This is a genomic window from Parasphingomonas puruogangriensis (genome assembly GCF_036663635.1).
In the GTDB taxonomy this organism is placed as follows: domain Bacteria; phylum Pseudomonadota; class Alphaproteobacteria; order Sphingomonadales; family Sphingomonadaceae; genus Sphingomonas.
On sequence record NZ_JAXOJI010000005.1, the window covers coordinates 20,846 to 34,986 of the forward strand.

The window sequence follows — 14,141 nt, forward strand, 5'->3', positions numbered from 1 at the left end:
CGCTTGGACGAGCATCCCCAGCGGGGCAGAGCGTCTCCACGACGTGGTACAGTGTTAACGGTGATCCATGTGAAATTGTTAGCCCGTGGGTGCACAGGATCAACCGTAGCGTTTACGGATGCAGCTGGTATCTGCCTTCGTCGGCAGTCGCCCACTTCGGCACATCATCGAGAGCGCCGGTCTTGCGGAACGTCATCGCCCGAAAAGCGTTTCAAAGCGAGGCAGAGGGAAAATTACAATGAAAGCACAAGCTCTTATCGTTGCGTCAGCATTGGCGCTTGCTTCTTGTGGCGGCAACGGTGCCGCGACGAACAATACGGTCGTCTCTGGCGCCGAGATTGGCGCTGCGAACGACACGATGATGGGTAGCACCGGCATGGCGACCGACAGCGGTGCCGCGCCCGACAACGGTGGCGTCCTCGACAACACAGTGGCAGCGACACCGATGACGGCGCAGAATTTCGCCAATACCGCTGCCGCTAGCGATTCTTACGAAATCGCTTCGTCGAAGCTTGCGGCAACCAAAGCCGGGGATGCTGGTGTGAAGAAGTTCGCAGCGCAGATGATCAAGGATCACACCGCGTCGACAGCCAAGTTGAAGACGGCAGCTGGGGCGATCAAGCCCGATCCGACGATGAATGCCGAGCAAAAGGCAAACATTGCTAACTTGGAAGCCGCTTCCGGGGCCGATTTTGATACGACCTATAAGGCGCAGCAGCTGGCCGCTCATGGCAAAACGTTGGCGGCGCTTAAAGGTTATGAAGCAAGCGGCGACAACGCGGCGTTAAAGGCCTTCGCTTCCTCGACAGCACCGGTCGTACAAGGCCACCTGACCATGCTGCAAGGTATGTAGGTTTCGCCCAAAAGTGAGACACGGGGGCTTTGGCGCGATCACGTCAAAGCCCTTTTTCATCGGAGCCAAAGGGTTCGCGCCGTTAATTAGCGCCCCAGGACGCGCTGCTTTGTTTGCCAGACGAGAAACGCGGTTTGCCCCAACTTTGCTAACCTTTTTAAGCTCAGCAACGAGCAGTGCAAGAGACGCCCTTTTGAACTGCTGGCTCGAGGCCGGAGGGTGTTCCTTCAGAAGGTGGCGTCGATCACGATAGTCTTGCGCTCGGCACCCTGTGCGGCCAGTCCTTCCACCATGTGCAGGAAGATACAAATCTCGTCCCGGCGCTTCCAGGGATTGCGAAGCGTTTTGTACGGACCATGGTCCTGGGCGCATCACGCCAGCGCCGCCCGTTGCGATTGATGAAAACGATGCCGCTCAACACCCGCCCATCATCAACCGCGGCTCGCCATGGCTCTTGGGAAAATACGGCTGCTGCTGAGCCGTCTGCCGACCCACTCGTCCGTCAGCCGTTATAGGTCGCTCATTTCGCGGAGCCGGAATCAGATCGCGCGTCTCACATCAATGGTCCTGACCCTGGCGTCTCGTCACGTCCAGACCGTATTAAAGCCTGCCGCCGCTTCCGTCTTTGGACGAAACCGGTACCATCTCGCACCCCTGTCCTGGGCGTTAAGACCATTGCCGTTCGTTCACGGCGGAGGTGCTGCCCCCGAACTACGGTCATTCGTGCATGCCAATCTGTAGCCCAGGCTGGATACTGCCGAGTGCCCTACCGGTCGCGCTAGTTGATGTGTGACCTGGACCCGAGCTGCCACGTCAGCGTTCATGATCGTGGTATAAGAGGAGCGTGCGATGGAAGTGGTTAGATTGCCTGTCGGCAAGCAGGCACCGGTTGATGCTGATTGTATTCGCATCGAGCAGGCGGCTGAGGCGACGTTCAAGCTGACCGCGTCCGCCCTGTGTGTTAATACCGACGATGCCGAGTCCGTATCGATCGTTGACGGTCCGACATTTGAAAGTGCCGAGAAGGCTGAGACAGCTGGTCTTATCTGGGCGGAGAACGTTGGTGTCGAGCGGCTGACCGTCGCTGTGGGGACGCTGGAGCAGCCATTAGAGCTGATCGAGATCGACAAGCCCCTCTAAGCGCAGCTTCACGGCGACGACCCAGAAGATTCTTTTGCCGCCTCCCGCAAGCGGACAATCATTCAGGTCCCTATTTGGCGAGATGGGCAAGAAAGTTGGCGATTTCCCGGCGTCGGTTAATCTCTTTTGCCAGCTCGTCATCCACGCCGAGCGTCCGCCGTGTAGGACGATTCTCTGGATGGGCGTGTAGCCCGTCCAGCAACGAAGCGTAGCCCTGCACGTCGACCTCTTCGTCGGCCAATCCGGCCTCTACGAGGTCTATCGCCTGACTGCGTAATGCACTCGCTATCTCTGCAAGTGACAGTTCCGGGTGATACTGCACACCCCAGAACGTTCCCGCGTCGAAGTTGATCTCGGCTGCCTGGACACGCGTGACCGCGTTGCTCGCGAGCAGGCTACTGCCCGGCGGAAGTTCGTCGACCTCGTCGCCGTGGATCGCGGCGGCATCCCAGGTCGCCGGGCGTCCTGCAAGCAAAGGGTGGTTGCGGCCAGCCGCAGTAGCGCTGATCCGCCGCGCTACACCCGCCTCCATCCGCTGTGGCATCTTCCGCACGCGTCCCCCAGCCGCTGCGACGGCAATCTGAAGACCGGCGCACGACCCAAAAGACGGCACCCCGGATGCAAACACCACGCGCATAAAGGCAAGCACGCGATCTACTTCCGGAGTCTGCCGATACACGTGCATCGGCGAACCTGTTAGGAACACTGCGTCGAACACAGCAACCTCGTCCGGCGCATAGGTTCGGGCATCGTCGTCTGCGGGCGCAATGATAGCACCGTAGCGTCCGGCACCATCTGCAAGAGTGTGGCGGCGTAGGTCTCACCTGAGCTCTTTCCGGCCCGTCTGCGGCGTGCAGCCCGTTCATCAGGCAGTTCGCTTTCGGCGATAAGATAATGAGACAACATGACTTCCTCTGCGACAGAGCTACATAACGTTCAAGGGCGCCGGCAGACGCATCAGACGTCGGAGTCCCGCCAATCGATCCTCAGCCCAGCCGTTCAGGCACTCCGCTATAGGTGTAAATGACCCAGAGCCGGACAGTCGAGCAGCGCTACCAGCTTCCCAGCTTCGGCCATTCGTTCATATTTGTTGTGACCGCGTTCGCCGACCTAGGGTAATTGTAAGCTTCTTGGCGGGTGGGTGAGGAAAGCGCCGCGATAACCTCGACCCATCGATGGACGTTTTGAGCCGCCGTTCCCACTTTCCAAAACCCGTCATCGGTTCAGCTTCAGAATTCGGTTTTGACATAACCGCCTGCTAGGACGGCCGGCGATTGACCATGATCTAAAATGCGAGCGGGCAAACCGGCGCGATGGGGAGTGCGTTGAAGGCTAGGTCTTCACTCTTCGATCAAGCTCCGGATTCGTGTCGCCAGTACATCCATGCCAAACGGCTTGGTAAGCACGTGCATGCCAGCGTCGAGGTGCCCGTGACTGAGGACGGCGTTCTCGGCGTAGCCAGTAATGAACAGCACCTTTAGGCCGGGACGGACGCTACGGGCCGCATCGGCCACCTGCCTTCCGTTAAGCCCGCCGGGCAGTCCCACATCTGTCACCAGTAGGTCGATGCGCATGTCGGAGTTTATGACCTTTAAGCCCGCTGCCCCGTCCACCGCCTCGATCGCGGTGTAGCCAAGATCGGTCAGCACCTCGGCGACTAGCATCCGCACCGTCGGCTCGTCGTCGACGACGAGAACCGTTTCGCCTGCCTCGGCGCGGGGTGCGGCCTCGGTGTCGGAATCATCGTCCACCACCTCGGCGTCGCCGAGGTGCCGTGGCAGGTATACGCACACCATCGTCCCGTCGCCGACCTCCGAGTATATGGCCACGGATCCGCCCGACTGCTTGGCGAAGCCGTAGATCATGGAGAGGCCAAGCCCCGTCCCCTCGCCGATCGGCTTGGTCGTAAAGAAGGGGTCGAACGCTTTGGCGATAACGTCCGGTGCCATGCCGGTGCCGGTGTCAGAAACGCAAAGCGAGATGTACTGGCCGGGATCTAGGCCGCGCTGTTCGGCGGTGCGAACGTCCATCCATCGGTTGCAGGTCTCAATGGTGATCTTGCCGCCTTCTGGCATCGCATCGCGTGCGTTGATGCAGAGGTTGAGGACCGCGTTCTCAAGCTGGCTGGGGTCGATCAGGCTGGGCCACAGTCCCGCCGCGCTAACGGCTTCCACCTCTACTGCCGGGCCAACCGTCCGCCAGATCAGATCCTCCATCCCCGTTACGAGCTGATTCACGTTCGTCGGCTTGGGCGCGAGCGTCTGCCTGCGGGAGAAGGCTAGCAGCCGGTGCGTCAGGGCCGCCGCCCGCCTGGCCGCGCCCTGCGCCGCGCCCACGTACCGCTCGACGTCTGCTGTCCGGCCCTGCGCGATGCGGATCTGCATCATCTCCAGACTGCCCGAAATCCCGGTCAGGAGGTTGTTGAAGTCGTGTGCGAGGCCGCCCGTCAGCTGTCCAACAGCCTCCATCTTCTGCGACTGACGGAGCGCATCCTGCGCGGCGACGAGTTCAGCGGTACGCTCTGACACCCGGGTCTCAAGCGTCTCGTTCAGCTCCCACAGGTCTTTCTCGGCCCGCTTCCGGTCGGTCAGGTCGAGCATGGCGCCGATCATCCGCACTGGCCGCCCATCCTCGTCTCGGAACACGTGCCCCCGATCGAAGACGTCGGCAAAGGTGCCATCGGCCCGCCGGAAGCGGTACTCGGCGGTCCACTGGCCGCCAGCTCCATCGATGACGGCGTGAATGTCGGTGTCGATCCGGTCGCGATCGTCCGGGTGGATGTTGCCGATCCACCAGTCCCCCGTCGGCTCGACTTGGTGCTCGGCGTATCCGAACAGCACCATGATCGCCTCGTTCCAGTCGACGCGGTTGGTGGCGAGGTTCCAGTCCCAGATCGCGTCGTTGGTCGCCTTGGCGGCGAGCCTGTAACGCTGCTCGGTCTCGCGCAGTGCGGCCTCGGTTGCTCGCCGGTCGGTCTCGTCGCGGGCGATCTTGATGAAGCCGGTGATGGAGCCGTCCGCGTCGTGGAGCGGCCGTACCGATCCGTTCGCGAAGAAGCGGGTGCCGTCGCGCCGGACGTGCCAACGCTCGTCGTTCGCGCAGCCGGTAGCCCGAGCCGTCTCGAGTTCCTGCGCCGGAACGCCCCGCTCACGATCCTCGGGTGTAAAAAGGATCTCCGCGCTTACCCCCGCCACTTCGTCCGCCGACCACCCGAACACGGCCTTGGCTCCAGGCGTCCAGTCGACGATCCTGCCATATGCATCGATCGTGAAAATGGAGTGGTCCTTCACGCCTTCCACGATCCGGCGAGCACGTTCCTCGCTCTCGCGAAGACCAGTCTGCGCGCGATGCGCCTCGGTCGCATCCTGGCCTTCGATGAAGATGCCAGTGACACGCCCGGCGTCGTCGGTGATCGGCTCGTAGATGAAGTCAAGGAAGCGCTCGCCGGAAGCCGATCCGGGCCCGTCCAGCGTGATCGGGATGCGGTCGGCGACGAACCGCTCGCCGTTTTCGTAAACGCGATCCAGCAGTTCGTAAAAGTTCTGACCCTCTAGTTCCGGGAACGTCTCGCGAACGGTCTTGCCGACATAGTCCCGCTCGCCGAAGAGGCGGCGATATGAGGCGTTCGCGAATTCGAAGACGTGATCGGGGCCATGCAAGATCGTGATGAAGCCCGGCGCCTGCTCAAACAGGCGACGCTGCCGTTCCGTGTCCCTTGCGCGGCGCCGCTCCGCGAGCACCTGTTCCGTGATCTCGGTGCACGCGCAGAACAATCCATTCACTGCCCCGCCATCGCCCCTGATCGGGGTGTAGGAGAACATGAAGTGCGTCTCCTCCATGTAGCCCCGGCGGTTCATCATGAGCGTGATGTCGTCCATGTGGACTGGCACGCCTCCATACGCTTGGTCGACGATAGGTATCAGGTCCGCCTCGATCTCCGACCACACCTCCATGAAGGGACGGCCCAGCGCTTGGGGATGCTTGTCGGCTAGGACCGTTGCGTACGCGTCGTTGTAGAAGAGGAGTTGCGCGGTGCCCCACGCGACAAACATCGGCTGGTTGGAGCCAAGCAAAACGCCAATTAACGTCTTCAGCGGGGTAGGCCAGGTGGCGGGGGCCCCCGCCGGCGTCCCTTCCCAGTCATAGGCGCGCATCGCCGCGCCCATTTGGCCGCCGTCTGAGAGGAAGCTAAGCATCTGCCACCTTTGCAATCTTCTAGAGCGGTTAACAAGCATGTCGAGGGCGCGCTGGCGTACGAAGCCTCGTCATTGACGCCGAAGCGTGTTGCGTCTGAACATGCTACCTATCTTGGAGCCCTCTCGCGCCCTAAACTGAGGCGCTGAAAAACCTAGATTTGCCAGGTTTCAGTGGCCGATCGGCACAGTGAACCCTCGTTAAGGCATTCGTTACGCAGACCCAAAAACAGACGTTCGGCGCCGTTTTAATTCTACCCGCATTCGGACATTTGTTCATCCGAAGCTTAGTGCGCGGGCGGAGCTTCGAAGAAGCGGCTTCCAGAACAATGCTGAAGCGAAGGGCAACCGGGCGCCCATCGCCTTTGCGTGGGAACACCTGGGATTCGAGGCGATGGCAATCGACCGCAACTTCTTCGTCAAGATCAACGCCAATATCGGCAATTCGGCGTACTTCGCGCCTGATCCGGAGGAAATCCCTCAGCGCGCCCTCGCCATAGAGAACGGTGCTGCTTAAGACCGGACTATGCGGATCGCGATCATCGACACCAGCACGACGCGCGCGGCGATCATTTCCGACGGGCTCCGCGAGGCCGGGCTCAATGACATTGTGGTCATCGATGGTACAGCTGGGATGGTGGGTGCGCTCGAACAGGCCGCGCCCGAAGTGGTGCTGATCAACCTCGAAAATCCCAGCCGCGACGTGCTCGAGGAGTTTTTCGCGGTATCGCGCGCTGTGGCACGGCCGATCGCCATGTTCGTTGATCAGAGCGATGCCGAATCCACTGCTGCCGCGGTCGATGCCGGCGTCTCGGCCTATATTGTCGACGGGCTGGCGAAGCAGCGCATCAAGCCGGTGATCGATCTTGCCATCCGCCGCTTCCAGGCCTTTGCCCGGCTGCAGGCCGAACTGCACGAGGCGCGCAGCGCATTGGCCGATCGCACCACGGTCGACCATGCCAAGGCGATCCTGATGAAGCGCCGCGGCATCGACGAACCGACCGCCTATGGCCTGCTCCGCGCGCAGGCGATGCGCTCCAACCGCCGCATCGCCGAGATCGCAGACGCGATCATCACCAGCGATGCGCTTATGGGAGATTTGTGATGGCGCTCGATCGGGTCCTTATCGGCTTCCTGCCGCTGGTCGACGCCGCCCTGCCGATTCTGGCGCGCGAACAGGGTTTTGCCGAAGCCGAAGGCCTGGAGCTCGAATTGGTCCGCGACATGACCTGGGCGACGGTGCGCGATCGGCTGCTCTATGGCCATACCGACGCGGCGCACATGGTCGCGCCGCTCGCCATCGCCACTGCGTTAGGGCGTGGCCGGCCGGCGGTGCCGATGGCGGTGCCGTTCGTGCTCGGGCTCAACGGCAACGCCATCACGCTGTCGCTGCCGCTCGCGGCGCAGGTGCTTGACGGCGATGCGCTGGGCGATCCGGTCGCGCTCGGCGCGCGCCTGAAGGCGGTGGCGCTGGCGCGCGTCGCCGCGGGGCGGCGGCTGCGGTTCGGCGTAGTGCACCGCTATTCGAGCCACAATTACATGCTGCGCTATTGGCTCGCCGCGGTCGGCATTCGACCCGATACCGACGTCGAGATCGTCACCACCAGCCCGACCTTTGCCGCGGATGCGCTGGCGGCCGGCGAAGTCGACGGCATCTGCGTCGGCGAACCATGGAACGGCGTCGCAGTCGATCGCGGCGTCGGGCGGATCGCGCTGGTCACCGCGCAGGTCTGGCGGCGTGGCGTGGAGAAGGTGCTGGCGATGCGCGAAGCCACATTGGTCGAGCGCGGCGACGTGATCCCCCGGTTAATCCGTGCGCTGCACGCGGCGGCCGCGCATTTCATCGATCCCGCCACGCGAGAGGCGAGCGCCGCGATCCTGGCCCGCGCGGACTATCTCGATGCGCCGATCGATGCCGTCACCCGCGCGATCGCCGATCGCGTGCGACTGGTAAAAGACGCCGCCCCGATCCATGTGCCGGACTTCATGTTTCAATATCGCGAGGCGGCGAACTTCCCGTGGCGCAGCCAGGCGGCGTGGCTCTATTCGCAGATGGTGCGGTGGGACGGCACGCCCTTTTCGGGCCCCGAAGCGCAGATCGCGCAGCGCGTGTTCCGGCCCGACATCTATCGCGCCGCGCTCGCCGGATCCGGCGCGCCGTTGCCCAATGCCAGTTCCAAGCTGGAGGGCGCAATCGGCGCGGTCAGCATCGGCGCGGGATCGACGCAAGGCCGGCTGATCCTGGGGCGCGATGCATTCTTCGATCGGCGCGCGTTCGATCCCGATGATATTCCTGGCTATTTATCCTCCCTGCCGTGAATCCTGCTGCATCTGCGAAATGATGCTTGCGTGATGGGGTCGCTTCGGTCATCTTCATCTTGTCTGGCAAGGGAGTCGGACACGAAATCATCGCGGGCTCGGTTCCAACGAAGGGGCCAGACCGCGTAGGACGATCACGCGATCGTCCATAGGCAACGAAGCCGCTCCGATGCGCCCGCCAGGGCGCCGTCGGGGCGGCTTTTTCTTTGTCCGTCGCAGATGGGGGAAATCATGCTGTTCGCATCGCCAGGGATCACCGCCACGGGATCGAAAGCCGCCAGGATCGATCTGTTCAGCCTCGCCACGCCGCAAATGCGCGCGTTCCACGTCACCTGGCTGGCTTTCTTCGTGTGCTTCTTCGCCTGGTTCGCCGCCGCCCCGCTAATGCCGCTGATCAAGGCTGAGTTCGGCCTGAGCAAGGACCAGATCGCCAACATCAACATCGCCGCGGTAGCGGTCACGATCCTGGTCCGGCTGGTCGTTGGGCCGCTGTGCGATCGCTTCGGCCCACGCCGCGCCTACACCTGGCTGCTGTTGCTCGGCGCTATCCCGGTGTTCGGGCTGGCCTTTGCGCAGACCTATGAGACGTTTCTGTTCTTCCGCCTCGCCATCGGCGCGATCGGGGCGTCGTTCGTGATCACGCAATATCATACCAGCGTGATGTTCGCGCCCAACGTCGTCGGCACTGCCAACGCCACGGTCGGTGGCTGGGGCAATGCTGGCGGCGGTGCCGCGCAGAGCTTGATGCCGCTGGTCGTCGCCGCGCTGATCGGCCTGGGCGTCGAGCATGCCTGGGGCTGGCGCGCGGCGATGTTCGTGCCCGGCGTCGCGATGCTCGCCATGGCGTTCGTCTATGCGCGCTATACGCAGGATACGCCTCAGGGCGATATCATCGACCTACGCGCCCACGGGATCGCGCTTGATGGCGGCAAGGCGACGGGCATGGCGATCTTCCGCCGCGCCGCCGCCAATTACCGCACGTGGATGCTCGCCGCGACCTATGGCGCGTGCTTCGGGGTGGAGATCTTCATCCACAACATCGCCGCCAGCTATTATGTCGATCGCTTCGGCCTGTCGCTAACCAATGCCGGGCTCGCCGCCGGCGTCTTCGGCGGGCTCGCGCTGTTCGCCCGCGCGCTTGGCGGGATCGCCAGCGATCGTATCGCGCTCACCAAGGGGCTCGATGGCCGTGCAATGCTGCTGTTCGCGCTGATGCTGGGCGAAGGCATCGGGCTGATACTGTTCGGCAATGCCGGCAGCGTCACGCTCGCCATCCTGGCCATGACGGTGTTCGGCCTGTTCACGCACATGGCCTGCGGCGCGACCTATGCGCTGGTGCCGTTCATCGATCGCCAGGCGTTGGGCGGCGTCGCCGGATTGATCGGCGCTGGCGGCAATATCGGCGCGGTCGCGGCGGGCTTCCTCAACAAGGCCTCGGCCACGCCGCAGCAATGCCTGATCGTGCTCGGCTATATCGTCGCCGGCACCGCGGTGTGCGCGCTAGCCGTGCGTTTTTCGGCCACAAATCGCAGGAGCAGGCGTTGTTCGATGCCGCGCTGGAGACGCGACGCGGCGGCGTGGTGGCGGCATGAGGCGCGCGATCCTCGCCGGGCTGCTGCTCGGCAGCGCGTTTCGGGCGCACGCCCAGACCGTCACGCTCGCGCCGGTCGGCGAGGCGCGGCTGCGCTACGAGACCGTCGCGCAGGATGGCCTGGCCGACGACGCGCAGGCGGTGACGCTGCGGGTGCGCGCGGGGGTGCAGGCGACCTCCGGACCGTGGTCTGCCCTGGCGGTGGCGCAGGGCAATCTGGCGATCGTCGACGACTTTTATAACGGGCTGGGCGGCCCCGCGTCGCGCCCGCAGGTGGCCGATCCGCAGAATGTCGCTCTGTACCTCGCGCACCTGCAATACCGCACGCCGGCACTGGCGGTGACCGCCGGCCGGCAGCGCATCACGCTCGACGACGAACGGTTCGTCGGCAATGCCGCCTTCCGCAACAATGCGCAGACCTATGACGCGGTGCGCGTCGAATGGAGCGCGGTGAAGGATGTGAAGGCCGACGTTACGTACGCCTGGGGGGTACGCACGATCTGGGGCATCGACGGCGTCGGCGCGCGGCAACAGGCGATCGGGGGCAGCAACGTCTTCGCCAATCTGAGCTACCGGACCCCGCTCGGCACCGCGACGGCGTTCGCCTATCTGGTCGGTCAGGACGAGCTCGTGGTGCAGGGCTATCGCCTGTCGAGCCAAAGCTATGGCGCGCGCTTCGCCGGCGTCCGCTCGATCGGCGCGGCGAAACTAGCCTATCAGGCAAACTATGCCCGCCAGTCCGGTTATCGGCGCAACCCCAACGAGTATGCGGCGGACTATTATCTCGCCGATATCAGCCTAGATCTGGGCGGTCCGAAGCTCGGTGCGGGCTATGAAGTGCTCGGCGCGTCGCAGGGCACCGCACTCACCTCGTTCCAGACGCCACTCGGCGCCGTGTTCAAATTTCAGGGCTGGGCCGACAAGTTCGTCACCACTCCGCCAGACGGGGTTCGCGATCTATACACCCGCCTGGGCTATGGCTGGAAGGCGATCGGGCCGCTCCAGGCCGTCTCGCTCCAGGCGGTGTATCACCGTTTCGCAAGCGACCGGCTGCTCCGTCATTATGGCGACGAAATCGACCTGCTCGTCTCCGCCAAGCTCGGCCGGACGACGGCGACGATCCGCTACGCCGATTACGCTGCCGACCACTTCGCCACCGACACGCGCAAATTCTGGGTACAATTAGATTGGACGATCTGATGGAACATCACGTCATTATCGCCGACGGGGAGCGCCGCGAGCACCTTGTCGTGATCGGCAACGGTATGGCCGGTTGCCGCGCGGTCGAGGAACTGATCGCGCGTGACCCCCGCCGGTTCCGCGTGACGATCTTCGGCGCGGAGCCGCATGTGAATTACAACCGCATCATGCTCTCGCCGGTGCTAGCGGGGGAAAAGACGTTCGAGCAGATCGTCATCAACGATCGTGCCTGGTACGCGACCAATGCGATCGAGTTGGTGACCAGCGATCCGGTGCAGGCGATCGATCGCTTGGCCAAGACGGTGACTGCGCGATCGGGGCTTACCGTGTCCTACGACAAGCTGCTGATCGCCACCGGTTCCGATCCGTTCATCATACCGGTGCCCGGCACCGACTTGCCCGGCGTGATATCGTTCCGCGACATGGCCGATGTCGATCACATGCTGGAAGCCGCGGAAGCCGGTAAGTCCAAGGGGGGCGGCGCGGCGGTGGTGATCGGTGGCGGGCTGCTCGGGCTGGAAGCGGCGCACGGGCTGACGCTGCGCGGGATGAAGGTGACGGTGATCCACCTCATGCCGACGCTGATGGAACGCCAGCTCGACGAGGCCGCCGGCTGGCTGCTCAAATCGGCGCTCGAAGCGCGCGGACAAGTGATCTTGACCGAAGCGAACACCGCCGAGATCGTCGGCGATACCCACGTCGAGGGCGTGCGGCTGAAGGACGGCACACTGATCCCGGCCAGTCTCGTCGTCATGGCAGTCGGCATCCGCCCGTCCGTGGCGCTGGCGCGGGCGGCAGGGCTGGAGATCGGCCGCGGCATCAAGGTCGACGATCACATGGTCACCAGCGATCCCGCGATCCTCGCGGTGGGCGAATGCGTCGAGCACGACGGCAACGTCTATGGGCTGGTCGCGCCTTTATGGGACATGTGCCGCGCGCTCGCCGATGGCTTGGTCGATAGCCATAGCGGCTATCGCGGATCGGCCACCTCGACCAAGCTCAAGGTGGCCGGGCTCGACGTATTTTCGGCCGGCGACTTTTCAGGCGGTGACGGCGCGGAGGACATCGTCCTGCGCGACGCCTCGCGCGGTATCTACAAGCGCGTCGTGGTCAAGGACGACCGCATCGTCGGCGCGGTGCTGTACGGCGACACCGCCGATGGCGGCTGGTATTTCGATCTGCTGCGGCGGCAGGAGAATATCGCCGAACTGCGCGACTCGCTGATCTTTGGCCAAGCTTTCGCCTCGGGAGGGGGGCAAGGGGACCCTAACGCGGCCGTTGCAGCCCTCTCGGACGATGCCGAGATTTGCGGCTGCAACGGCGTTTCCAAGGCAGCGGTGTGCAAGGCCATCGTCGACGGTGCGGTCAGCCTCGACGCAGTACGATCGACTTGCAAGGCATCGGCCAGCTGCGGGTCATGCACCGGCGCGGTCGAGCAATTGCTGAGCCTGACGCTCGGCGCCGATTATGGCGGCGAGCGGACGATCAAGACGCTCTGCAAGTGCACCAGCTTCGGGCATGACGATGTCCGCCGCGAGATCGTCGCACAGGGCATGCGCGCGATTCCCGAGGTGATGCAGAAGCTGCATTGGTCGACTCCGGATGGCTGCTCGGGCTGCCGCCCGGCGCTCAATTACTACCTGCTGTGCGCGCTGCCCGGCGACTATGTCGACGACCAGCAGAGCCGCTTCGTTAACGAGCGGATGCATGCCAACATCCAGAAGGACGGCACCTATTCGGTGGTGCCGCGGATGTGGGGCGGCCTGACCAATCCGCGCGAACTGCGCGCGATTGCCGACGTGGTCGAGAAGTTCAACGCGCCGATGGTCAAGGTCACCGGCGGCCAGCGGCTCGATATCTTCGGGATCAAGGGCGAGGATCTGCCTGCGGTGTGGGCAGATCTCAACGCCGCGGGGATGGTCTCGGGGCATGCCTATGGGAAAACCCTGCGTACCGTGAAGACCTGTGTCGGTTCGGACTGGTGCCGCTTCGGTACGCAGGATTCGACCGGGCTTGGCGTCAAGACCGAGCAGATGACCTGGGGCTCATGGATGCCGCACAAGTTCAAGATCGCGGTATCGGGCTGCCCGCGCAATTGCGCCGAGGCGACGATCAAGGATTTCGGCGTGGTCTGCGTTGACAGCGGGTACGAACTTCACGTCGGCGGCAATGGCGGGATCAAGGTTCGTGTCACCGATCTGCTGTGCAAGGTGACGACCGAGGAGGAAGCGATGCATTATTGCGCCGCCTTCATCCAGCTGTACCGCGAAGAGGCGCGCTATCTCGATCGCACCGCGCCGTGGATCGAGCGCGTCGGGCTTGAGTACATCAAATCGCGCATCGTCGAGGACGAGGCGGGGCGCAACGCGCTGGCCGAGCGCTTCCTGTATTCGCAACGCTTCACGCAGGACGACCCCTGGGCGAAACGCGCGGCCGGCGCCGACGCCGAACAGCATGCGCCAATGGCGCGTTTCACTCCGATGCAGGAAGAAATGGCATGATTGGCGAATGGCTCGATATTGGCTGGGTGGACGAAATCCCGGTGCGCGGCAGCCGCACGGTGCAGGTGACCGGGGGCGACGATATCGCGGTGTTCCGCACTGGCGAGGGCAAGGTGTTCGCACTGGCCGACCGCTGCCCGCATAAGGGCGGAAGGCTCAGCCAGGGCATTGTCCATGGCGGCGCAGTGGCCTGCCCGCTGCATAATTGGCGGATCGCGCTCGATACCGGAGAGGCGCTGGGCGAGGACAAGGGCTGCACGCCGGTGATTCCGGTAAAGCTCAGCGGCGGCCGTGTGCTGATCTGCCGGACCAGCACGATGGCGGCGGCGGCGTGAAGGCATCCC

10 protein-coding genes and 2 pseudogenes are annotated in these 14,141 nt (G+C 63.8%); 9 read left to right on the plus strand and 3 right to left on the minus strand.

Annotated elements, in window-relative coordinates; all coding sequences use genetic code 11:
• Positions 1 to 238 precede the first annotated feature (238 nt).
• Positions 239 to 853, plus strand: coding sequence for a DUF4142 domain-containing protein (locus U1739_RS13115; protein WP_332708777.1), 615 nt, complete (start codon positions 239 to 241; stop codon positions 851 to 853).
• 328 nt (positions 854 to 1,181) lie between these two features.
• Here U1739_RS13115 and U1739_RS21200 read toward each other — a convergent pair.
• Positions 1,182 to 1,366: pseudogene (locus tag U1739_RS21200) on the minus strand (transposase); the annotation flags it as partial.
• Between the two features lie 336 nt (positions 1,367 to 1,702).
• Here U1739_RS21200 and U1739_RS13125 point away from each other — a divergent pair.
• Positions 1,703 to 1,993, plus strand: coding sequence for a hypothetical protein (locus U1739_RS13125; RefSeq protein ID WP_332708779.1), 291 nt, complete (start codon positions 1,703 to 1,705; stop codon positions 1,991 to 1,993).
• A 70-nt stretch (positions 1,994 to 2,063) separates the two neighbouring features.
• Here U1739_RS13125 and U1739_RS13130 read toward each other — a convergent pair whose 3' ends face one another.
• Complete coding sequence (locus tag U1739_RS13130) at positions 2,064 to 2,711, minus strand: type 1 glutamine amidotransferase (RefSeq protein WP_332708781.1); 648 nt, start codon at positions 2,709 to 2,711, stop codon at positions 2,064 to 2,066.
• Between the two features lie 622 nt (positions 2,712 to 3,333).
• Positions 3,334 to 6,159 carry a PAS domain S-box protein gene (locus U1739_RS13135; protein WP_332708783.1) on the minus strand — a complete coding sequence of 942 codons (2,826 nt, stop codon included), beginning with the start codon at positions 6,157 to 6,159 and terminating at the stop codon, positions 3,334 to 3,336.
• Between the two features lie 421 nt (positions 6,160 to 6,580).
• Here U1739_RS13135 and U1739_RS13140 point away from each other — a divergent pair, with 421 nt between their 5' ends.
• The 7 genes and pseudogenes from U1739_RS13140 (at position 6,581) to nirD (ending at position 14,132) form a co-directional block, all read left to right on the plus strand.
• Positions 6,581 to 6,703 carry a hypothetical protein gene (locus U1739_RS13140; RefSeq protein WP_332708785.1) on the plus strand — a complete coding sequence of 41 codons (123 nt, stop codon included), beginning with the start codon at positions 6,581 to 6,583 and terminating at the stop codon, positions 6,701 to 6,703.
• 9 nt (positions 6,704 to 6,712) lie between these two features.
• Positions 6,713 to 7,291 (plus strand): ANTAR domain-containing response regulator, encoded by a 579-nt coding sequence (locus tag U1739_RS13145; protein ID WP_332708787.1) that lies wholly within the window; start codon positions 6,713 to 6,715, stop codon positions 7,289 to 7,291.
• Positions 7,291 to 8,505 carry a CmpA/NrtA family ABC transporter substrate-binding protein gene (locus U1739_RS13150; RefSeq protein WP_332708789.1) on the plus strand — a complete coding sequence of 405 codons (1,215 nt, stop codon included), beginning with the start codon at positions 7,291 to 7,293 and terminating at the stop codon, positions 8,503 to 8,505. Before U1739_RS13145 ends, U1739_RS13150 begins: the two co-directional genes overlap by 1 nt.
• Before the next feature lie 312 nt (positions 8,506 to 8,817).
• Positions 8,818 to 9,909, plus strand: a pseudogene (locus U1739_RS13155) (MFS transporter); the annotation flags it as partial.
• Positions 9,910 to 10,093: 184 nt separating this feature from the next.
• Positions 10,094 to 11,296: an alginate export family protein gene (locus U1739_RS13160; RefSeq protein ID WP_332708791.1), complete on the plus strand. Its 1,203-nt coding sequence runs from the start codon at positions 10,094 to 10,096 to the stop codon at positions 11,294 to 11,296.
• Complete coding sequence (gene nirB, locus U1739_RS13165; RefSeq protein WP_332709233.1) at positions 11,296 to 13,797, plus strand: nitrite reductase large subunit NirB; 2,502 nt, start codon at positions 11,296 to 11,298, stop codon at positions 13,795 to 13,797. Before U1739_RS13160 ends, nirB begins: the two co-directional genes overlap by 1 nt.
• On the plus strand, positions 13,794 to 14,132 hold the full coding sequence (gene nirD, locus U1739_RS13170; RefSeq protein WP_332708793.1) for a nitrite reductase small subunit NirD: 339 nt from the start codon (positions 13,794 to 13,796) through the stop codon (positions 14,130 to 14,132). The genes nirB and nirD overlap by 4 nt, the downstream gene beginning before the upstream one ends.
• The last annotated feature ends 9 nt before the right edge of the window (positions 14,133 to 14,141 follow it).

Excerpts from the sequence above, each read along its gene's own strand:
- U1739_RS13115 (WP_332708777.1), top strand. The coding sequence starts at position 239 with ATGAAAGCACAAGCTCTTATCGTTGCGTCAGCATTGGCGCTTGCTTCT.
- U1739_RS13125 (WP_332708779.1), top strand. The coding sequence starts at position 1,703 with ATGGAAGTGGTTAGATTGCCTGTCGGCAAGCAGGCACCGGTTGATGCT.
- U1739_RS13135 (WP_332708783.1), bottom strand. The coding sequence starts at position 6,159 with ATGGGCGCGGCGATGCGCGCCTATGACTGGGAAGGGACGCCGGCGGGG.
- U1739_RS13140 (WP_332708785.1), top strand. The coding sequence starts at position 6,581 with ATGGCAATCGACCGCAACTTCTTCGTCAAGATCAACGCCAATATCGGC.
- U1739_RS13145 (WP_332708787.1), top strand. The coding sequence starts at position 6,713 with ATGCGGATCGCGATCATCGACACCAGCACGACGCGCGCGGCGATCATT.
- U1739_RS13150 (WP_332708789.1), top strand. The coding sequence starts at position 7,291 with ATGGCGCTCGATCGGGTCCTTATCGGCTTCCTGCCGCTGGTCGACGCC.
- U1739_RS13160 (WP_332708791.1), top strand. The coding sequence starts at position 10,094 with ATGAGGCGCGCGATCCTCGCCGGGCTGCTGCTCGGCAGCGCGTTTCGG.
- nirB (WP_332709233.1), top strand. The coding sequence starts at position 11,296 with ATGGAACATCACGTCATTATCGCCGACGGGGAGCGCCGCGAGCACCTT.
- nirD (WP_332708793.1), top strand. The coding sequence starts at position 13,794 with ATGATTGGCGAATGGCTCGATATTGGCTGGGTGGACGAAATCCCGGTG.